The sequence below is a fragment of the Mycobacterium sp. NGS35 genome, from assembly GCF_059812855.1.
Map to the genome: position 1 here is coordinate 505784 of NZ_JCALDL010000001.1, position 16349 is coordinate 522132.

Annotated in this window: 18 protein-coding genes; 4 read left to right on the plus strand and 14 right to left on the minus strand. The window is 65.6% G+C overall.

The window, feature by feature from the left end; all coding sequences use genetic code 11:
* Nucleotides 1-12: 12 nt before the first annotated feature.
* The 8 genes from AC5Y4C_RS02535 to AC5Y4C_RS02570 form a co-directional block, all read right to left on the minus strand.
* Nucleotides 13-1197, minus strand: coding sequence for an NAD(P)/FAD-dependent oxidoreductase (locus AC5Y4C_RS02535; RefSeq protein WP_499963270.1), 1185 nt, complete (start codon nucleotides 1195-1197; stop codon nucleotides 13-15).
* Between the two features lie 65 nt (nucleotides 1198-1262).
* Nucleotides 1263-2108 (minus strand): mycofactocin-coupled SDR family oxidoreductase, encoded by an 846-nt coding sequence (locus AC5Y4C_RS02540; protein WP_499912328.1) that lies wholly within the window; start codon nucleotides 2106-2108, stop codon nucleotides 1263-1265.
* Nucleotides 2109-2256: 148 nt separating this feature from the next.
* A complete protein-coding gene (locus AC5Y4C_RS02545) occupies nucleotides 2257-3087 on the minus strand; it encodes an SHOCT domain-containing protein (protein ID WP_499963272.1) in 831 nt (276 codons plus the stop codon).
* Between the two features lie 357 nt (nucleotides 3088-3444).
* Nucleotides 3445-4635: an elongation factor Tu gene (tuf, locus tag AC5Y4C_RS02550; RefSeq protein WP_499912332.1), complete on the minus strand. Its 1191-nt coding sequence runs from the start codon at nucleotides 4633-4635 to the stop codon at nucleotides 3445-3447.
* An 86-nt stretch (nucleotides 4636-4721) separates the two neighbouring features.
* Nucleotides 4722-6827 (minus strand): elongation factor G, encoded by a 2106-nt coding sequence (gene fusA, locus AC5Y4C_RS02555; RefSeq protein WP_499912335.1) that lies wholly within the window; start codon nucleotides 6825-6827, stop codon nucleotides 4722-4724.
* A 76-nt stretch (nucleotides 6828-6903) separates the two neighbouring features.
* Complete coding sequence (gene rpsG / locus AC5Y4C_RS02560) at nucleotides 6904-7374, minus strand: 30S ribosomal protein S7 (RefSeq protein ID WP_499912338.1); 471 nt, start codon at nucleotides 7372-7374, stop codon at nucleotides 6904-6906.
* Nucleotides 7374-7748 (minus strand): 30S ribosomal protein S12, encoded by a 375-nt coding sequence (rpsL, locus tag AC5Y4C_RS02565; RefSeq protein WP_424745522.1) that lies wholly within the window; start codon nucleotides 7746-7748, stop codon nucleotides 7374-7376. Before rpsL ends, rpsG begins: the two co-directional genes overlap by 1 nt.
* 263 nt (nucleotides 7749-8011) lie before the next feature.
* Entirely contained in the window at nucleotides 8012-8560 is a 549-nt protein-coding gene (locus tag AC5Y4C_RS02570) for a TetR/AcrR family transcriptional regulator (protein ID WP_499912349.1), read from the minus strand.
* Nucleotides 8561-8819: 259 nt separating this feature from the next.
* Between AC5Y4C_RS02570 and AC5Y4C_RS02575 the strand changes: the two genes are divergently transcribed.
* Nucleotides 8820-9185: a DUF3060 domain-containing protein gene (locus tag AC5Y4C_RS02575; protein ID WP_499914566.1), complete on the plus strand. Its 366-nt coding sequence runs from the start codon at nucleotides 8820-8822 to the stop codon at nucleotides 9183-9185.
* A gap of 81 nt (nucleotides 9186-9266) precedes the next feature.
* Here the strand turns inward: AC5Y4C_RS02575 and AC5Y4C_RS02580 are convergent, their stop codons facing one another.
* The 5 genes from AC5Y4C_RS02580 to AC5Y4C_RS02600 are packed head-to-tail and all read right to left on the minus strand — an operon-like array spanning nucleotide 9267 to nucleotide 14279.
* Nucleotides 9267-10031 carry a crotonase/enoyl-CoA hydratase family protein gene (locus AC5Y4C_RS02580; protein WP_499963274.1) on the minus strand — a complete coding sequence of 255 codons (765 nt, stop codon included), beginning with the start codon at nucleotides 10029-10031 and terminating at the stop codon, nucleotides 9267-9269.
* Nucleotides 10028-10747, minus strand: coding sequence for a PaaX family transcriptional regulator C-terminal domain-containing protein (locus AC5Y4C_RS02585; protein WP_499963276.1), 720 nt, complete (start codon nucleotides 10745-10747; stop codon nucleotides 10028-10030). The genes AC5Y4C_RS02580 and AC5Y4C_RS02585 overlap by 4 nt, the downstream gene beginning before the upstream one ends.
* A gap of 56 nt (nucleotides 10748-10803) precedes the next feature.
* The gene (locus tag AC5Y4C_RS02590) at nucleotides 10804-11742 is read right to left on the minus strand and encodes a crotonase/enoyl-CoA hydratase family protein (protein WP_499906239.1); all 939 of its coding nucleotides are present in this window, start codon (nucleotides 11740-11742) and stop codon (nucleotides 10804-10806) included.
* Nucleotides 11739-13367, minus strand: a complete 1629-nt coding sequence (locus AC5Y4C_RS02595; protein WP_499963277.1) for an acyl-CoA dehydrogenase family protein — start codon at nucleotides 13365-13367, stop codon at nucleotides 11739-11741. Before AC5Y4C_RS02595 ends, AC5Y4C_RS02590 begins: the two co-directional genes overlap by 4 nt.
* 57 nt (nucleotides 13368-13424) lie before the next feature.
* Nucleotides 13425-14279: a CE1 family esterase gene (locus tag AC5Y4C_RS02600; RefSeq protein ID WP_499963279.1), complete on the minus strand. Its 855-nt coding sequence runs from the start codon at nucleotides 14277-14279 to the stop codon at nucleotides 13425-13427.
* Between the two features lie 225 nt (nucleotides 14280-14504).
* Between AC5Y4C_RS02600 and AC5Y4C_RS02605 the strand changes: the two genes are divergently transcribed.
* From AC5Y4C_RS02605 to AC5Y4C_RS02615, 3 genes are read left to right on the plus strand one after another with little or no spacing between them, the layout of a single operon-like run.
* Nucleotides 14505-14834 (plus strand): hypothetical protein, encoded by a 330-nt coding sequence (locus AC5Y4C_RS02605; protein WP_499906233.1) that lies wholly within the window; start codon nucleotides 14505-14507, stop codon nucleotides 14832-14834.
* Nucleotides 14831-15007: a hypothetical protein gene (locus tag AC5Y4C_RS02610; RefSeq protein ID WP_499906231.1), complete on the plus strand. Its 177-nt coding sequence runs from the start codon at nucleotides 14831-14833 to the stop codon at nucleotides 15005-15007. Before AC5Y4C_RS02605 ends, AC5Y4C_RS02610 begins: the two co-directional genes overlap by 4 nt.
* Nucleotides 15008-15022: 15 nt before the next feature.
* Nucleotides 15023-15607 carry a hypothetical protein gene (locus AC5Y4C_RS02615; protein ID WP_499963281.1) on the plus strand — a complete coding sequence of 195 codons (585 nt, stop codon included), beginning with the start codon at nucleotides 15023-15025 and terminating at the stop codon, nucleotides 15605-15607.
* Here AC5Y4C_RS02615 and AC5Y4C_RS02620 read toward each other — a convergent pair.
* A complete protein-coding gene (locus tag AC5Y4C_RS02620) occupies nucleotides 15571-16206 on the minus strand; it encodes a hypothetical protein (protein WP_499963283.1) in 636 nt (211 codons plus the stop codon). The genes AC5Y4C_RS02615 and AC5Y4C_RS02620 overlap by 37 nt on opposite strands.
* Nucleotides 16207-16349 lie beyond the last annotated feature (143 nt).

Consider the following 16349-nt stretch of genomic DNA (forward strand, 5'->3'; position numbering starts at 1 on the left):
CTAGGCGCGCGCTCAGTTCAGCACTTCGGAGATCGGCGCGCCGGCGGCGATCTTGGCCCGCGTCTTCATCACCGCACCCGGCATGCCGCCACCGACCACGCCGGCCACCACGCCGGCGCGTTCGTAGTACGCCAGGAACTTGCGGCCGTCGTCGCGGACCAGATGCACGATGTCGTCGGCCTCCGGCTCGCCGAGGCACTGGATCTTGACGTCATACTGGTCGCTCCAAAAGTAAGGCACCACAACGATATTCGACGGAACCTCCTGGCCGAGCAGTGAGGGCACCAGCACCCTGGCCTGCTCGGTGACGTTGCTCCAGTGCTCCACGCGCGCTTGGTGTCCGGTGGCATCCTCCCAGGATGCGACGTCGCCGAGCGCCCACACATGCGGTGCGCTGGTGCGACCGACGTGGTCGCACACCACCCCGTTGTCCACCTTGACGCCGCTGCCTTCGAGCCAGTCGGTGGCCGGCCGGGAGCCGATCCCGACGACCACGAGGTCGGTCTGCAGCTCGGACCCGTCAGTCAGCACGACCTTGTCGACCCGGTCGCCCCCGGTGACGGACTCGACGCCCAGACCCGTGCGCACGTCGACACCCTCGGCACGGTGCAGCCGCGACACCAGCGCCCCGATCTGCTCGCCCAGCACCGACGCCAGCGGCTCAGGTTGCGGTTCCACCATCACGACCTCGATGCCGAGTCCACGCAGGCTCGCCGCCACCTCACAGCCGATGAACCCGGCACCCACCACCACCGCGCGCTTGGCCGCCGCGGCCTCTGCCCGCAGCGCCATGCTTTCGTCGAACGACCGCAGGACATGGATGCCGGCCAAGTCAGGAAAGGACGGAATCCTTCGCGGCACAAGGCCAGTCGCGATCACCGCTTCGTCGTACTCCAGCTGCGACCCGTCCTCCAGCGTCACCGTCTGATTTGCCGTATCCAACCTGCGCGCGGCCGATCCGAGGAGCAGCGTGATGTCGTTCTCGTCGTAGAACTCTCGCGGCTTGAGGGCCGTGTCGTCCATCTCGCTGCGCAGCACCTGCTTGGACAGCGGCGGACGGTCATAGGGCAGGTGGACCTCGTCGCTGACGATCGTGATGGGCCCGTCGAAGTCACACCGCCGCAGTTGTTCGGCGGTACGGGCGGCCGCCAATCCGCCACCGACGATGACTATCCGTTTGCTCACGTAACGGTTCATACACGATCACCCGGCGCGGGAGTAGCGCTCCCCTGCCCTACTCGCCGGTAGCCGGCGCCGACGGGTCAGTACTTCAGCACGCCGCGGTCGACGGGAATCTGGACACCCGATAGCGTCGCTGAGCCGTCGCCGGCTAGCCATGCGACGACGTCGGAAACCTCTTCGGGCGTCATGAATTCATTGCGATGCCGCTTGCCGCCAACATCTTTGGGGTTCAGCGGCATTGGCGCGAAGCTGTGCAGGAAGCTCGGGTGATTCTTGAAGAGCTCCATCATGGCCTCGCGCTCGATCATCGGGGTGTCGATCGAATACGGGTGAATGGAGTTCACCCGGATGCCGAACTCACCGACTTCCAGCGCCAGCGAGTTGGTCAGCGCCACCAGACCATGCTTGGACGCCGCATAGTGACCATTGCCCGGCGTGGCCTTCAGCCCGGCCGACGAGCTGACGATGATGATCGAGCCGCCGTTGCCGGCCTCGATCATGGCCGGAACCGCGGCGCGCAGAGTGCGCCAGGTGCCCGACAGGTTCACGTCGATGACTGTGTCCCACTGCTCTTCGGTCAACTCCCATATCCGGCCCCAACTGAGCACGCCCGCGTTGGCAACGAGGATGTCGAGCCGGGCGAACTGCTCGACGCCGTCGGCGACCACCTGCCGCAGGGCGGCGGCGTCGCGGATGTCGACATGTCGAGCGAGGATCTTGCGGCCCGCCGCCTCGACGCCCTGTACCGTCTCGTCGAGATCTTCGGGGGTCGCGAGCGGATAGGTGATCGACGGTGACACCGGCCCGCAGATGTCGATGGCGATGATGTCGGCGCCCTCGTGGGCCAGCCGTATCGCGTGGGCGCGGCCCTGACCCCGCGCGGCACCGGTGACGAACGCGACCCGTCCCTCGAGTGATCCAGCCATTCGGTCAGGCTAGCAGCGAAACTGGAACGTGTTCTAGTGGGGCTTGACGGCGATCACTGCGAGAGCGGCGATGTTGTCGCGGTGCGTCCGGAAAGGTACGCCTAACTTGCGGTCAATTGCGAGTCCCGGCTGAAGCGCTCCGCGAATGTCAGATCTCGGAGATGATCTGAGACCGCTTGGATTTGTACTCCTCCTCTGTCACTGCACCGGTCGCACGCAGCGTCTCGAGCTCTTGGAGCCGCTGCGAGATCGAGACCTGCGGCGGCGCTGCGACCGAAGGCGTTGCGACGGGGGCCGCGGCGGGCGCGGGCGGAGCCTGCTGGGCTACCGCGCGCCGCACAATCGCCTGAATCTGCTGCCGCAGAACAGGGTTGGACCGGATATCGACCATGCGGTTCAACGGTATGCCATTGGCCTTGAGCAATTGCAGAATCTCCATCAACGGGCCGGCTTGCCCGGACAGGTCGTACGTCTTGTTGTCTTCCGCGACGGTGAACTGAGCGGGCACCAGGCCATTGACCAAAGCGCTTCGCTCCCAGTCGATTTGGAAGTCATTAGTGGCAGGGTCGACGAGTACGACGAGTTTGCGGGCGTTGAAGTTGCCCAACCGTGTGACGGATGCGATGACGCGATCGTGCGCGTCGAACGCAGCGATACCAGGGCCTTCGATGTGCAGGTCGAGCTTCACCAGCGGTTGATCGTTGATGCGCGTACCGGTTTCGCCGATGCCGGTGATGTGAGCCAACGCGAGCACACCGCTCTGCTCCAAAGCTGCTGTCTTGGCAGCGGACTTCGCGCTGAAGTTGGCCAACGCCAATGCGATCAACACGTCCGCGGCCGTGATCAGTAGACCCACGAAGAACATCCACCGAAGGAGACTTGATTGGCCGGTGGCGAAGTACACCGCCAGGAAGATCGGCCCGACCAGGCCGCCGCACAGCAGGACGATTACTTGGGACTTCAGGTACCGCGCGAACATCGGGCGTGCTCCTCACCGCCCCCCTTGCATGTCAGATTAGCTGTAGGACCTGCTTTTCGCGGTGATTGTTGACGGGTCAGCCCGGAATCCTGCGCATGGACGAACCGCGTGGCTGCCAATCCTGCGAATAGTCAGACGGTGCCAGCCGGTGGGCGGATTGCTGTGCGGTGTGCATTTGCCTGCGCGCCAACGGCATTACCGTTCAGGGGCGAAGCCCCGTTGACCTTGAGCTGGTCGATGATCCGTGCAGCTTGCAGCATCGCCTCTAGTCTGCCGCGTGGCGTATCGGTGATGTGTCCGCAAAAGCCCAACGGCGCCCACCCGTTCGGATGAGCGCCGTTTGGCGTGATGCTTGAACTACTTGATGATCTTCGTGACCCGGCCGGCGCCGACGGTGCGGCCGCCCTCGCGGATCGCGAAGCGCAGGCCCTCGTCCATCGCGACGGGCTGAATCAGCTTGACGTGAATGTTGGTGTTGTCACCCGGCATCACCATCTCGGTGCCCTCGGGCAGTGTCACCACACCGGTCACGTCGGTGGTGCGGAAGTAGAACTGCGGACGGTAGTTGTTGAAGAACGGCGTGTGCCGGCCGCCCTCGTCCTTGGACAGGATGTACACCTGGCCCTCGAACTCGGTGTGCGGGGTAGTGGTGCCGGGCTTCACGACAACCTGGCCGCGCTCGACGTCCTCACGCTTCACGCCACGCAGCAGCAGACCGACGTTGTCGCCGGCCTGGCCCTGGTCGAGCAGCTTGCGGAACATCTCCACACCGGTGACCGTGGTCTTGGTGGTGTTCGGACGGATGCCGACGATCTCGACTTCCTCGTTCACGTTGATCACGCCGCGCTCCACACGACCGGTGACCACGGTGCCGCGGCCAGTGATCGTGAAAACGTCCTCGACGGGCATCAGGAACGGCTTGTCGGTCTCGCGGACCGGGTCAGGGATCGACTCGTCGACGGCCTCCATGAGCTCCTCGACGCTCTTCACCCACTTCTCGTCACCCTCGAGCGCCTTGAGCGCCGAGACCCGCACGACCGGAGCCTCCTCGTCGAACTCTTGGGCGGCCAGCAACTCGCGGACCTCCATCTCGACGAGCTCCAGCAGCTCCTCATCGTCGACCGCGTCGGCCTTGTTCAGCGCCACGAGGATGTAAGGCACACCCACCTGGCGGGCGAGCAGCACATGCTCGCGGGTCTGCGGCATCGGACCGTCGGTGGCGGCGACCACCAGGATCGCGCCGTCCATCTGGGCGGCGCCGGTGATCATGTTCTTGATGTAGTCGGCGTGGCCCGGAGCGTCGACGTGCGCATAGTGACGCTTCTCGGTCTGGTACTCCACGTGGGAGATGTTGATCGTGATGCCGCGCTGACGTTCCTCAGGCGCGTTGTCGATCTGGTCGAATGCGCGCGACTCGTTCAAATCGGGATACTTGTCGTGCAGAACCTTGGTGATTGCTGCGGTCAGCGTGGTCTTGCCGTGGTCAACGTGACCGATGGTCCCGATGTTGACGTGCGGCTTCGTCCGCTCGAACTTCGCCTTCGCCACTGTGTTGTCCTCCTGGACTTCTGTTGGTGCTTGCTAATGAAGCAGGGTTGATCTTTGCAGTTGTTGTTCGCCGCCCGACAACCGGGTTACTGCCCCGTCGCCTTCGCGATGATTTCCTTCGACACCTGCGCCGGCACTTCGGCGTAGCTGTCGAACACCATGGAGTAGTTCGCCCGGCCCTGGGTCTTCGACCGAAGGTCGCCCACGTAGCCGAACATCTCCGACAGCGGCACATGTGCCTTGACGACGCGAGCACCGCCGCGCTCCTCCATGGCCTGGATCTGACCACGGCGCGAGTTCAGGTCGCCGATCACGTCGCCCATGTAGTCCTCGGGCGTGGTGACCTCGACGGCCATGATCGGCTCGAGGATCACCGGATTCGCTTGTTGCGCAGCCTTCTTCAGCGCCTGCGACCCGGCGATCTTGAACGCCATTTCCGACGAGTCGACCTCGTGGAACGCACCGTCGAGCAACGTGACCTTCAGATTCACCAGCGGATAGCCGGCCAGCACGCCGTACTGCATCGCGTCCTGCGCGCCGGCGTCCACCGACGGGATGTACTCCCGCGGGATCCGGCCACCGGTCACCTTGTTCTCGAACTCGTAGGTGGCACCGTCCTCGCCGACGAACGGCTCGACGCTGATGATCACCTTCGCAAACTGGCCGGAGCCACCTGTCTGCTTCTTGTGCGTGTACTCGACGTTCTCCACCTTGCGGCGGATGGTCTCCTTGTACGCCACCTGGGGCTTACCGACGTTGGCCTCGACCTTGAACTCGCGGCGCATGCGGTCCACCAGGATGTCGAGGTGCAACTCGCCCATGCCGCCGATCACGGTCTGACCGGTCTCCTGATCCAGATGCACCTTGAAGGTCGGATCTTCCTCGGCCAGCTTCTGGATCGAGGTCGACAGCTTCTCCTGATCGCTCTTGGTCTTGGGTTCGATGGCCACCTCGATCACCGGATCGGGGAACGTCATCGACTCGAGCACCACCTGGTCATTCGGGTCGGAAAGCGTGTCACCGGTGGTGGTGTCCTTCAGCCCGATCACCGCGTAAATGTGGCCGGCACTTGCCCTTTCGACTGGGTTCTCCTTATTGGAGTGCATCTGGAACAGCTTGCCCAGCCGCTCTTTCTTGCCCTTGGTCGCATTGATCACCTGCGAGCCCGAGTCGACGGTGCCCGAGTACACGCGGATGTAGGTCAGCTTGCCGAAGAACGGATGCGTGGCGATCTTGAATGCCAGCGCGGCGAACGGCTCGTCGACGCTCGCGGTGCGGACGACCTCTTCGTCTTCCTTGCCGGGGCGGTGCCCGATCGCCGGCGGCACGTCCAGCGGCGACGGCAAGTAGTCGACGACCGCGTCGAGCATCGGCTGCACGCCCTTGTTCTTGAACGCGCTGCCGCACAGCACCGGGTAGATCTCCGAATTGATGGTCAGCTTGCGGATCGCACCCTTGATCTCGGCGACGGTCAATTCCTCGCCGCCGAGGTACTTCTCCAGCAGCTCTTCATCGGACTCTGCAACGATCTCCAGCAGCTTGGTGCGGTACTCCTCAGCCTTCTCCGCGAGACCGGCCGGGATGTCGACGACGTCGTACTTCTCGCCGAGCTTCGTCTCGGCGCTCCACACCTTGGCGTTCATCTCGACCAGGTCGACGACGCCCTCGAACTCGCTTTCCGAGCCGATCGGCAGCTGAATGGGCACCGCATTGGCGCCGAGGCGCTCCTCCATGGTGCGCACAGAGAAGTAGAAATCGGCGCCGATCTTGTCCATCTTGTTGACGAAGCAGATGCGGGGCACGTCGTACTTGTCGGCCTGGCGCCACACCTGCTCGGACTGCGGCTCCACGCCTTCCTTGCCGTCAAACACGGCGACGGCGCCGTCGAGCACCCGCAGGTTGCGCTCCACCTCGACGGTGAAGTCGACGTGCCCGGGGGTGTCGATGATGTTGAGCTGGTTGTCTTTCCAGAACGTGGTGGTGGCAGCCGAGGTGATCGTGATCCCTCGCTCCTGCTCCTGCTCCATCCAGTCCATGGTGGCGGCGCCGTCGTGCACCTCACCGATCTTGTAGTTGATGCCGGTGTAGTAGAGGATGCGCTCAGTCGTCGTGGTCTTACCGGCATCGATGTGCGCCATGATGCCGAAGTTGCGTACCTTGCTCAGGTCGGTCAGCACATCTTTCTGTGCCACAGAAGTCTCACTCTTTCGGTTGCGTTGTTGGCTTGGTTGGCGGTGCGCTCGCTACGGGCCGAGGACCCGGCGAACATCACCAGCGGTAGTGCGCGAAGGCCCGGTTCGCTTCGGCCATCTTGTGGGTGTCTTCGCGTCTCTTCACAGAGGCACCCAGCCCGTTGCTGGCGTCGAGAATCTCGTTGGCCAGCCGTTCGACCATCGTCTTCTCCCGACGCTGCCGCGAGTACCCCACCAGCCAGCGCAGAGCGAGCGTGGTGGAGCGGTCGGGACGCACCTCGACGGGAACCTGGTAGGTCGCACCACCGACGCGGCGGCTGCGGACCTCAAGCGCGGGCTTGACGTTGTCGAGGGCGCGCTTGAGCGTGACCACCGGATCGGTACCGGTCTTTTCGCGTGCCTGCTCGAGCGCACCATAAACAATGCGTTCGGCCAGCGATTTCTTCCCGCGCATCAGGACTTTGTTCACCAGTTGGGTGACCAGTTGCGACCCGTAGACCGGATCGTTGACCAGCGGACGCTTTGGCGCGGGCCCCTTGCGCGGCATCAGCTCTTCTCCTTCTTGGCCCCGTAACGGCTGCGCGCTTGCTTGCGGTTCTTCACACCCTGGGTGTCCAGCGAGCCGCGGATGATCTTGTAGCGCACGCCGGGGAGGTCCTTCACACGACCACCACGCACCAGCACCATCGAGTGCTCCTGCAAGTTGTGGCCCTCGCCGGGGATGTAGGCGGTGACCTCGACCTGGCTGGTCAGCTTCACGCGCGCGACCTTGCGAAGGGCCGAGTTCGGCTTCTTCGGCGTGGTGGTGTACACGCGGGTGCACACGCCGCGGCGCTGCGGGCTGCCCTTGAGCGCCGCGGTCTTCACCTTGGCGATCTTGTCCTGGCGCCCTTTGCGGACCAGCTGCTGGATGGTTGGCATCTACCGGCTTTCTCTGTTGCGTCTTTACGTCTGTACTGCGGTTTCGCCTGGCTCGGTCACCCCGAGGCCGGGCGTGTCGCATGCGTCCGCCGCGGTCTCGACCTGTCATCGGGGACATGCGAATTGGCCCGGCGTGCGGGCATGCGATACCGCAGGCGCCTTATCTGCCAGGCACGGACGACTACGATACCAGGGCCGGCACAGTCGAAACAAACTCGTCGGCCGCCCCTATGCGCAGGTCACCGGGCGTCTGCGTGCGTCGCCTACCGCTTCTCCATCCCAGTCGCGAGCCGCAAGACCATGTCGGAGAACACCGCGTCGACGTCGACGTCGGCCATCACGCCGGTCATCTCCAGCAGCACGAATCCGTGCAGGGCCGCCCAGAACTCCAGTGCCGCATGGAACGCCTCGTCGCCGTCGAGCCCGTAGGACGCCAGCACTGCGATGACGGGTTCGGCCGCGGCGCGGGCCACTGCGGTGAACTCCGGGTCGTCGCCGCCGTCCAGCGGCATCCGCGTGAACGCCGAGTACCGGCCCGGGTGATGGTGGGCGTAGCTGCGGTAAGCGCCGGCCATCACGAGCACGGCGTCGTCGCGGGTTCTGCCCTGCCCGACCGTCCCGAGCATCTCGATGATGTCGCCCACGACGCGCTTGCGCACCGATCGCCGCAAGTCGTCGAGGCTGGCGACGTGGTTGTACAACGACGGACCCTTGGTGCCCAGCTGGGCGGCCAGCGCATTGATGGTCAGCGCATCCCAGCCTTCACGGTCGAGGAAGGTCAGTGCGGCGTTGACGATCACGTCGCGGCTCAGCTTGGTCGACCGGCCCCCCGATTTCTGCTGGGCGCGCGCCGCTCCCCTGGCTCGGCCCGCCGGCCGCGGCTGCGGCTCAGCTGCCACGTCGTCCTTTCTCTTTGCGCTCGCGCGAGCGCTCTTCGGCAAAGAACTCTAGTCCTAGCCGTCGTGGCAGCGGTCAGCTGACGCCGTCGCAGCTGCGATGACGGACTTCTACCGCAGCGGGCGGCTACGTGGGTACGCTTTGCCGGTCGGGACGTGCGCAAAGGGGGCGACGATGACGCGAACCGTTGCATGTTGCACTGCCGCGGTGTGCTTGACGCTCTCGCTGGCCGCAATGCCGACGGCGCATGCTCGCGGCGAAGGCGACACGCACATCACCGGCGTGAGCATCCAGACGACCATCGACTGCAACAACGGCACGCTGTTCGTCAACGGATCGTGGAACACGATCACCGCGTCGGGAGTGTGCTACGCGGTCACCATGCAAGGCTCCGGCAATGTCGTGATCGCCGACACCATTACCGACGACATCACCGTCTACGGCTCCGATCAGACCGTGATGTTCCACAACGGCGACCCCTACATCCTCGACCGCGGCCGCGAACTCGGGATGACCAACCGGATCGACAAAGTCCCCTAACCCCGTGCCGCGACCGTGCGTGTCGCGCCAGCGACACGCCGCATCGGATGGCATTCGGCGCACGGTCGCGCCGGCTGAGCGCTACGCCGGTGCGCCGTGGCGGCCCGCCCCGGCGGCGAACCGCCCCGCGCCTTCGAGCGCTTCGGCCGCCACCCGCGACAAGCTGCCGAACTCGAAGTCCAGCGCCTCCTTCTCCGACAGGCCCCATTGGTTGAGCATCGACAGTCGGTCCGAGCGCATGCACTGTTGCGGCAACGTGGCGAGCTCAGCAGCCAGCTGCTCGGCGGCTTGGCGTGCTTGTCCTCTCGGCACCACGCGATTGGCCAGTCCTATCTGATGGGCCTCCGCGGCATCGACCGGCCGGCCGGTGAGGATCATGTCCATCGCCCGGCTGTGGCCGATCAGCCGCGGCAGCCGAATCGTGCCGCCGTCGATCAACGGCACGCCCCAGCGGCGGCAGAAGACCCCGAACACCGCGTCTTCCTCCGCGACCCGCAGGTCACACCACAGCGCCAGCTCCAGCCCACCGGCGACCGCGTACCCGCTGACGGCGGCAATCACCGGCTTGGACAAGACCATTCGCGTCGGGCCCATCGGCCCCGGCCCGGTGCGATGGGTGGCGTTGGCCTCCGGTGTGCCGAACGCCTTGAGATCGGCACCCGCACAGAATGTTCCGTGGTCGCCCCACAGCACAGCTACCGATGCGCCGTCGTCGGCATCGAACTCTTCGAACGCGGCCACCAGCTGTGCGGCCGTCGGGCCGTTGACGGCGTTGCGCGCAGCGGGCCGGTTGATGATCACCGTCGTCACCGGCCCCTGACGTTCCACGCGAACTTCGTCGGTCATGACGATGCCTCCATAAGGTGTTGGGCCGGGTGACGACGGGCGGCCAGCTCGTCGGCAAAGCGAGAGTAGCTGTCCCGCAACGAGTTCGCGGGCCAGTCCGGCGGCAGGAGTTGCTCCGGAAGCACCGGGTCGGTGAGCAGGTGGCGCACCATGCCGGCGGCGGCCACGAACCGGCCGGGCGTGTCGGTCGCCGCGGCCATGTCGTCGAGCAGCTGGGTCGCGGTCTGCGCCCACCGCGACAGGTCCCATAGCTGGCGTGCCAGGTCGGCCGGATCGTCGTCGCGGGAATGCAGCACCCGGACTCTGTTGGTGATGTCACTGGGAAGCGTGATGTCGAGATTGTCGGGCCGCAGCCACACCCCTTCGCGAAGCTCGCCAAACCGGCTCTGCTGCAACGTTGTTCGCAGCGACGCGCGGGTTCGGGGATCGGTGCCGATGCTGGTGATCACGAGCGTGGTCCAGGTACCGTCCCAGGGTTTGACGTGGGGGCGCATCGCCTCGTCCTGTCGCCGCTGGCGGGCCAGCAACCGATCCGACAAGCGATAGCCGTCGGCGGAGCGCACCAAATCGCCCGTCGCGACCAGCCTGGTCAGCGCGACCCGCACCGTCGATTCCTTCAAGCCGAAATCTGATGTCAGCGTGAGCAATTCGGCGGCGGTGGCCCACGCCGGATGCGCTCCCAGCAGTACGCTCAGGACCACCGAGCGTGCGGTCATCCGGTTGAGGGTCTTGGGTCGCGACGAGCGGCTCGCGCGAAGCGTATCGGACACGGTCAGACTTGCGACGCTCGTCGACCGTAGTCGCCGAATGGTTCGTCGCGCCGTCGCACCGCCTCGCGGAACCCGTGCTCTCGTGCCTCGGCGACGAACGCATGTCCTTCGGGGGTATGCCGGGCAATGCCGTCGAACACCGTCGAGATCATCGCGCTGTTGGCGACGCCCTGGTTGTACAGCGCGCTGTTCATCGCCAGCTTGACCATGATGAGCTGGTTGACCGGAACCGCGGCGATGCGCTGCACCAGCCGTTCGGTGCGCTCGTCGAGGTCCTTCGGATCTGGAGCTTCGACCGCCAAACCCCATTCCGCGGCCTGGGCGCCGGTGATGCAATCACCGGTGAGCAGAAGGCGTTTCGCGCGTTGATCGCCGAGCCGGTGCGCCCACATGCCGGCTGCCGGCACCCCCCACACGCGGGTGGGCGGGTAGCCGATCTTGGCGTCGGCCGCGGCGATCACCTGATCGGCATGCAGCGCGATGTCGGTGCCGCCGGCGACGCAATAGCCGTGGATTTTCACGACCGTCGGCTTGTCGGCATGCATCAGACTCGAGAAGCCGCGGACGAAGCGGCTCATCATCTGGTAGTCGATCATCGGATCCCACGGCTGATTCGGCAGATGGTTGACCGCCTGGGTCTTGCCGTCGAGCACCGTGCCCTTGTACGCACTTCCCCCTCCGGCCGAGGAGGACCCCTCCGCGTACGCGCTCAAATCAAAACCTGCGCAAAACCCTTCGCCGCGGCCGGACACCAGGATCACGTGCACGTTCGGATCGAGATCCGCACGCTCGACCAAGGCCGAGAGTTCCAACGGCGTGTCGGCGACGATCGCGTTGCCTTTCTCGGGGCGGTTGAACGTAATTCGGGCGACGCGGTCGGTGACCTCGTAGGTCATGGTTTTCAGGTTGTCGAAGTCGACGGGACGAATCGCGTGAGTCATCCCTTGACCAACGCGCGTTCGATGATCGGCGCGACGTCCAGCCCGGTGGGCATGGTTCCGAACGCACCACCCCAAGCCCCGCCCAGCCGCGTCGCCAGGAACGCCTCTGCCACGGCGGGATGGCCGTGCCGCACCAACAGCGAGCCTTGCATCGCCAAGCAGATGTCCTCGGCCACCTTGCGAGCGCGGTACTGGATCGTGTCGAGGTCTTGCAGTTGCGGCTTGAGCTGCTCGACGTGCTCGTCCAGGCGTCGGTCGTGGCCGGTCGTGTTGGCCAGCTCGTCGAACAGCACGTCGACGCACTCCGGGCGAGTTGCCATGGCGCGCAACGTGTCCAACGCGCTGACGTTGCCTGAGCCCTCCCAGATGCCCATCAGCGGAGCTTCGCGGTACAGCCGCGCCATGCCGAAGTCCTCGACATAGCCGTTGCCGCCCAAGCATTCCATCGCCTCGGCAGCATGCGGGGTGGCGCGCTTGCACACCCAGTACTTGGCCGCCGCCAACCCGATGCGGCGCAACAACTTCTCGCGTTCGTCGCCGCGCACTGCGTTGTCGGTGGCACCCGCCATCCGCATCGCGATCATGGTCGCGGCCTCCGCCTCGACCGCCAGATCGGCAAGCACGTTGCGCATCAGTGGCTGGTCAATCAAATAGGCGCCGAACGCTTTTCGATGCTGTGCGTGGTGGATGGCGCGGGCCAGTCCGTTGCGCATGCTGGTGGCGCTGCCCAGTGTGCAGTCGAGCCGGGTGAGGTTGACCATCTCGATGATCGTCGGGACACCGCGACCCTCCTCGCCGACCAACCATGCGGTGGCGCCGTCGTATTCGACCTCGCTGGAGGCGTTCGCGTGGTTACCGAGCTTGTTCTTGAGGCGCTGCAACAGCATTCGGTTGCGGGTGCCGTCGGGAAGAATCCTCGGCAGGAAGAAACAGCTCAGACCGCCGGGAGCCTGGGCCAGCACGAGGAAGATGTCGCACATCGGCGCCGAGGTGAACCACTTGTGCCCGGTAAGGGTGTAGCTGCCGTCGGCGTTGCGGGTGGCCTGGGTGGTGCCGGCGCGGACGTCGGAGCCGCCTTGCTTCTCGGTCATCGACATGCCCGCCGTGATCCCGGCCTTGGTGGTGGGCACCTTGAGCTCGGGATCGTATTCGCGACTGGTCAGCAGCGGCTCGTAGACGGCGGCGAGCTCCGGGTTGCACCGCAGCGCCGGCACCACCGCATACGTCATCGAGATCGGGCAGATGTGCCCCGGTTCGGGCGTCCACACGGAGGTCTTGGCCGCGCGCACGACGTGCGCACCCGGCCGGTCGTCGGCCCACGGGGCGGCATGCAGGCCGTGCCCAACGGCGACCCGCATCAACTCGTGGTAAGCGGGGTCGTATTCGACCTCGTCGATGCGGTGCCCGTACTTGTCGTGGGTGTGCAGGATCGGGCGGTTGCGGTCGGCCAGCTCGCCCCACCGCTGTGCCTGTGCGGAGCCGGCGAGCGCGCCGAGCTCGGCGACTTCGTCGAGACCCCATTGCCCGCCCTCGCGGATCAGCGCCTCGACGACTACGGGCGACGAGGCGGGGTTGTAGTTCTCCAGCGGCGGGACCTGGTTGGTGACGAGGTGCGTGTCGGGCATGCCGCAATGTTACATTTTTCCGACGGCCGCACAAGATGCGTAACAGCCTGGCGGCGATCACGCCGCCCGCGGATGCGCGGCGAAGAACTCCCACAGCCGCTGCGTCGCAAACGGCGGCCATTCATGACGCCCGCCATCGACCGTGATCAGCGTGACGCCGCGGTTGTCAGGGCAGGCCGCGCCTGACGTGGTGACCGCCCCGTCAGTGGTGACGACGGGCTCGCCGCACCCGTCGACGCGCCGCCAGAAGGCGTTGACCTCCGGCACCGGCGGTCCGTTGACGCGGGCCACCCCTTCACCTGGGCCGCCCTCGAAGCGGATCAACCGGTCGGCGGTGCCGTGGATGTGCATCACCGATGTGGGGTGGGGCGAGTCGCAGGGGTCGAGCTGGGTGGCGGAATCAGGGCCGATCGCGGCGAAGACGTCGGTGTTGCAGGCGAGCGTGTAGCTCATCATGCCGCCGTTGCTGATGCCGGTCGCGTAGATGCGGTTCTGGTCGACGCCGACGTCTGCGCTCACTTCGCGGACCATCGCGGTGACGAAGCCCACGTCGTCAATGCCGTCGCGGCTGGGTTTGCCGCAGCAGCCGTGCACGTTCCATGCCCGCGCGATGCCGTCGGGGTACGCCACCACGAATTTCGCGGTGTCGGCCAATTCGTCCCAGCCGTAAGCTCTTTCGGCTTGCTCAGCGCTGCCGAACCCGCCGTGAAGCATCACCACCAGCGATGCGGAGCCGGGCAGTCCCGACGGTTTGTGGACTCGGTACGAGCGTTTCAGGCCGCCGACGTTGATGGTGTGCACGCTCGTGCCGTCCGGGAAGCCGGTTGCCGGCTCGGCTGAGCCGTGCGGGGCAGCCGAGCATCCGGCGACCACAGCGACCGCGGCCATGATGCTGAGCGCTCGCACAAGCATGCTCACCACGGTACGTGGAGAAGCGTTCGAGACTGGCGCACGCGGCCGATCCACCACGCGCCGAGCGTGAGCTGGCTGCGAGATTTCCAGCGAAATTTCGCAGCCAGCTCACGCTCGGGACGAGAGAAGAGGCCCCGGGATCACGGATGCCCGACGCGCCTACAGTGTGGCTGAACCAGTATTTGGTGCAGAGTGCCTGTCTAAGCGGTCATTGGGCTCATATCCATGAGCGCGGGGCGGATTGTCGCCGATTCTGCAGGGCTGCTGGGCTTCTCGGCCGCGTGCGAGCGTCACGCTGCCGACGTGGCCGATGTAAGTACGGCGACTCCGACTGTGCTGGCCCCTGGGCAGGCCACCGCCGCGGTGGTCAATGAAATCCACACAACTGTGGCTGGCATCGGCGCGGTTTTCGGGCAGTGTGTCCGCTACATCGGTGCCAGCGCCGCGCAAGCCGCACGTCTCTACGCCGCACAGGAGCGGATCAGCGTCGAGAATATCGACGCGCCGCGGGGCACACCCCGCCGGGATTCCGGATTACGCCCGGCCAGGCGGTGACGGCACCGTGCGATGCGGGGCCCGCGGCAACCAGCATCTATCAGCTGGGCGACCTGCGCGACACCGCGAAACATCACGGGGGCGCCATGGTAGGCAAAGCGGGATTTCACGAGTTCGTGCTGATCGACCGTGACGCTCACTCGGTGGCGTTGGTGGTCGCCAGCGACGATTGATTCAGGGGTCGACTAATGAATGACACCAGCGAGAGCCTCGGCGCTTCGAGGGATCACTCGGGGGAAGGTGGCCAATCGGCGGCCGAAGCCGTGCCGGTCGAGCAGCAGCTGGTTTATCAAGAGTCGGTGTTCATCAACTTCCTCAACGACACCTACCAGTGGGTAGACATCAAACTGTTTGCCTTGCCGCCCGGTGACATCAACGACCGCCGCCTGTTGGAGCTGCTGACGCACCATGTGCGCTACCGGGACAGCTACGCGGGCACAGGCGACAAGGATATGGAAACGATTCACGGCCCGTACTGGCTGAAAGCCATTACGCCCGTATCATTTACGCGAGTCGATGCCGCCGACGCCGAGGCGCTGTTGCGCACCTGGGCCGAATACAACGCACCGTTGCCCGATTCGGTTCGCACGCAGATGGAAACCGAACTGTATCCGCGCCTGCGCTCGGCAACCAGCATCTATCAGTTGGCCGACCTGCGCGCCACCGCCGAACACGACTGGGGCAACGTGGTGGGATTGACTGGGTTCTACGAGTTCGTACTGATCGACCGCGGCGCTCAATCGGTGGCGTTGGTCGTCGCCAGCGACGACTGATCATCCAGGCTGCCGAGAAAACCCTGATACACCGCATCCGAAAGCGCGACGACGTCGTCGGCGAAGCGGGACCGGTGACCGTCGTCCACGAAGACGTTATGGATGATCAGCCGAGCGGCGTGCGTGTGATCCGAGCCCGCGACATAGTTGCTTTGTTGCGCCCACACCGCCCGCCCACCTAGGAGAAACGTGCCGCTGCTACGGACCGCGGCTGTCCAGGTCCGCGCCAGCACCGGCAAGACGCGTGTACTGATGTCGGCAGCGTGCAGGTCGCGTAGCGTGCCCGCGGCATTGCTCATCACGTCCCCGAAACCGGGCCAACCGGTGAACGCGAACAGGCTGACCGTTTCGCTCGCATCCCAGCCACCGTCCGCGCGCTGCCCACTGACTGCTATTCGAGCTAATGCCCTTCCGCGATCACCGATTTGGGCCAGGTGCCAGCCCGCCGGCACCGGCAGCCGCCGCACCCACGCTGGCGCCGCGAAAGCATCCAGTGCGGCCAGGTCGACGATCTCCTCGTCGGACTCAAGCACCCGCACCAACGAGGAGGCCGTCATCAACCGAGACCACTCGTCACCACCCTGATCCTCGCCGGCCATGCGCCGACACTAACCACTGATGCCGGCCGACCCATGCGCCGAGCGTGAGCGCACGGCGACATCTCGGCGGAAATTTCGCAGCCAGCTCACACTCGGCGCAAAGAAAGAGCCCCCGGGATACCCCGGGGGCTCTTCTCAGGCGG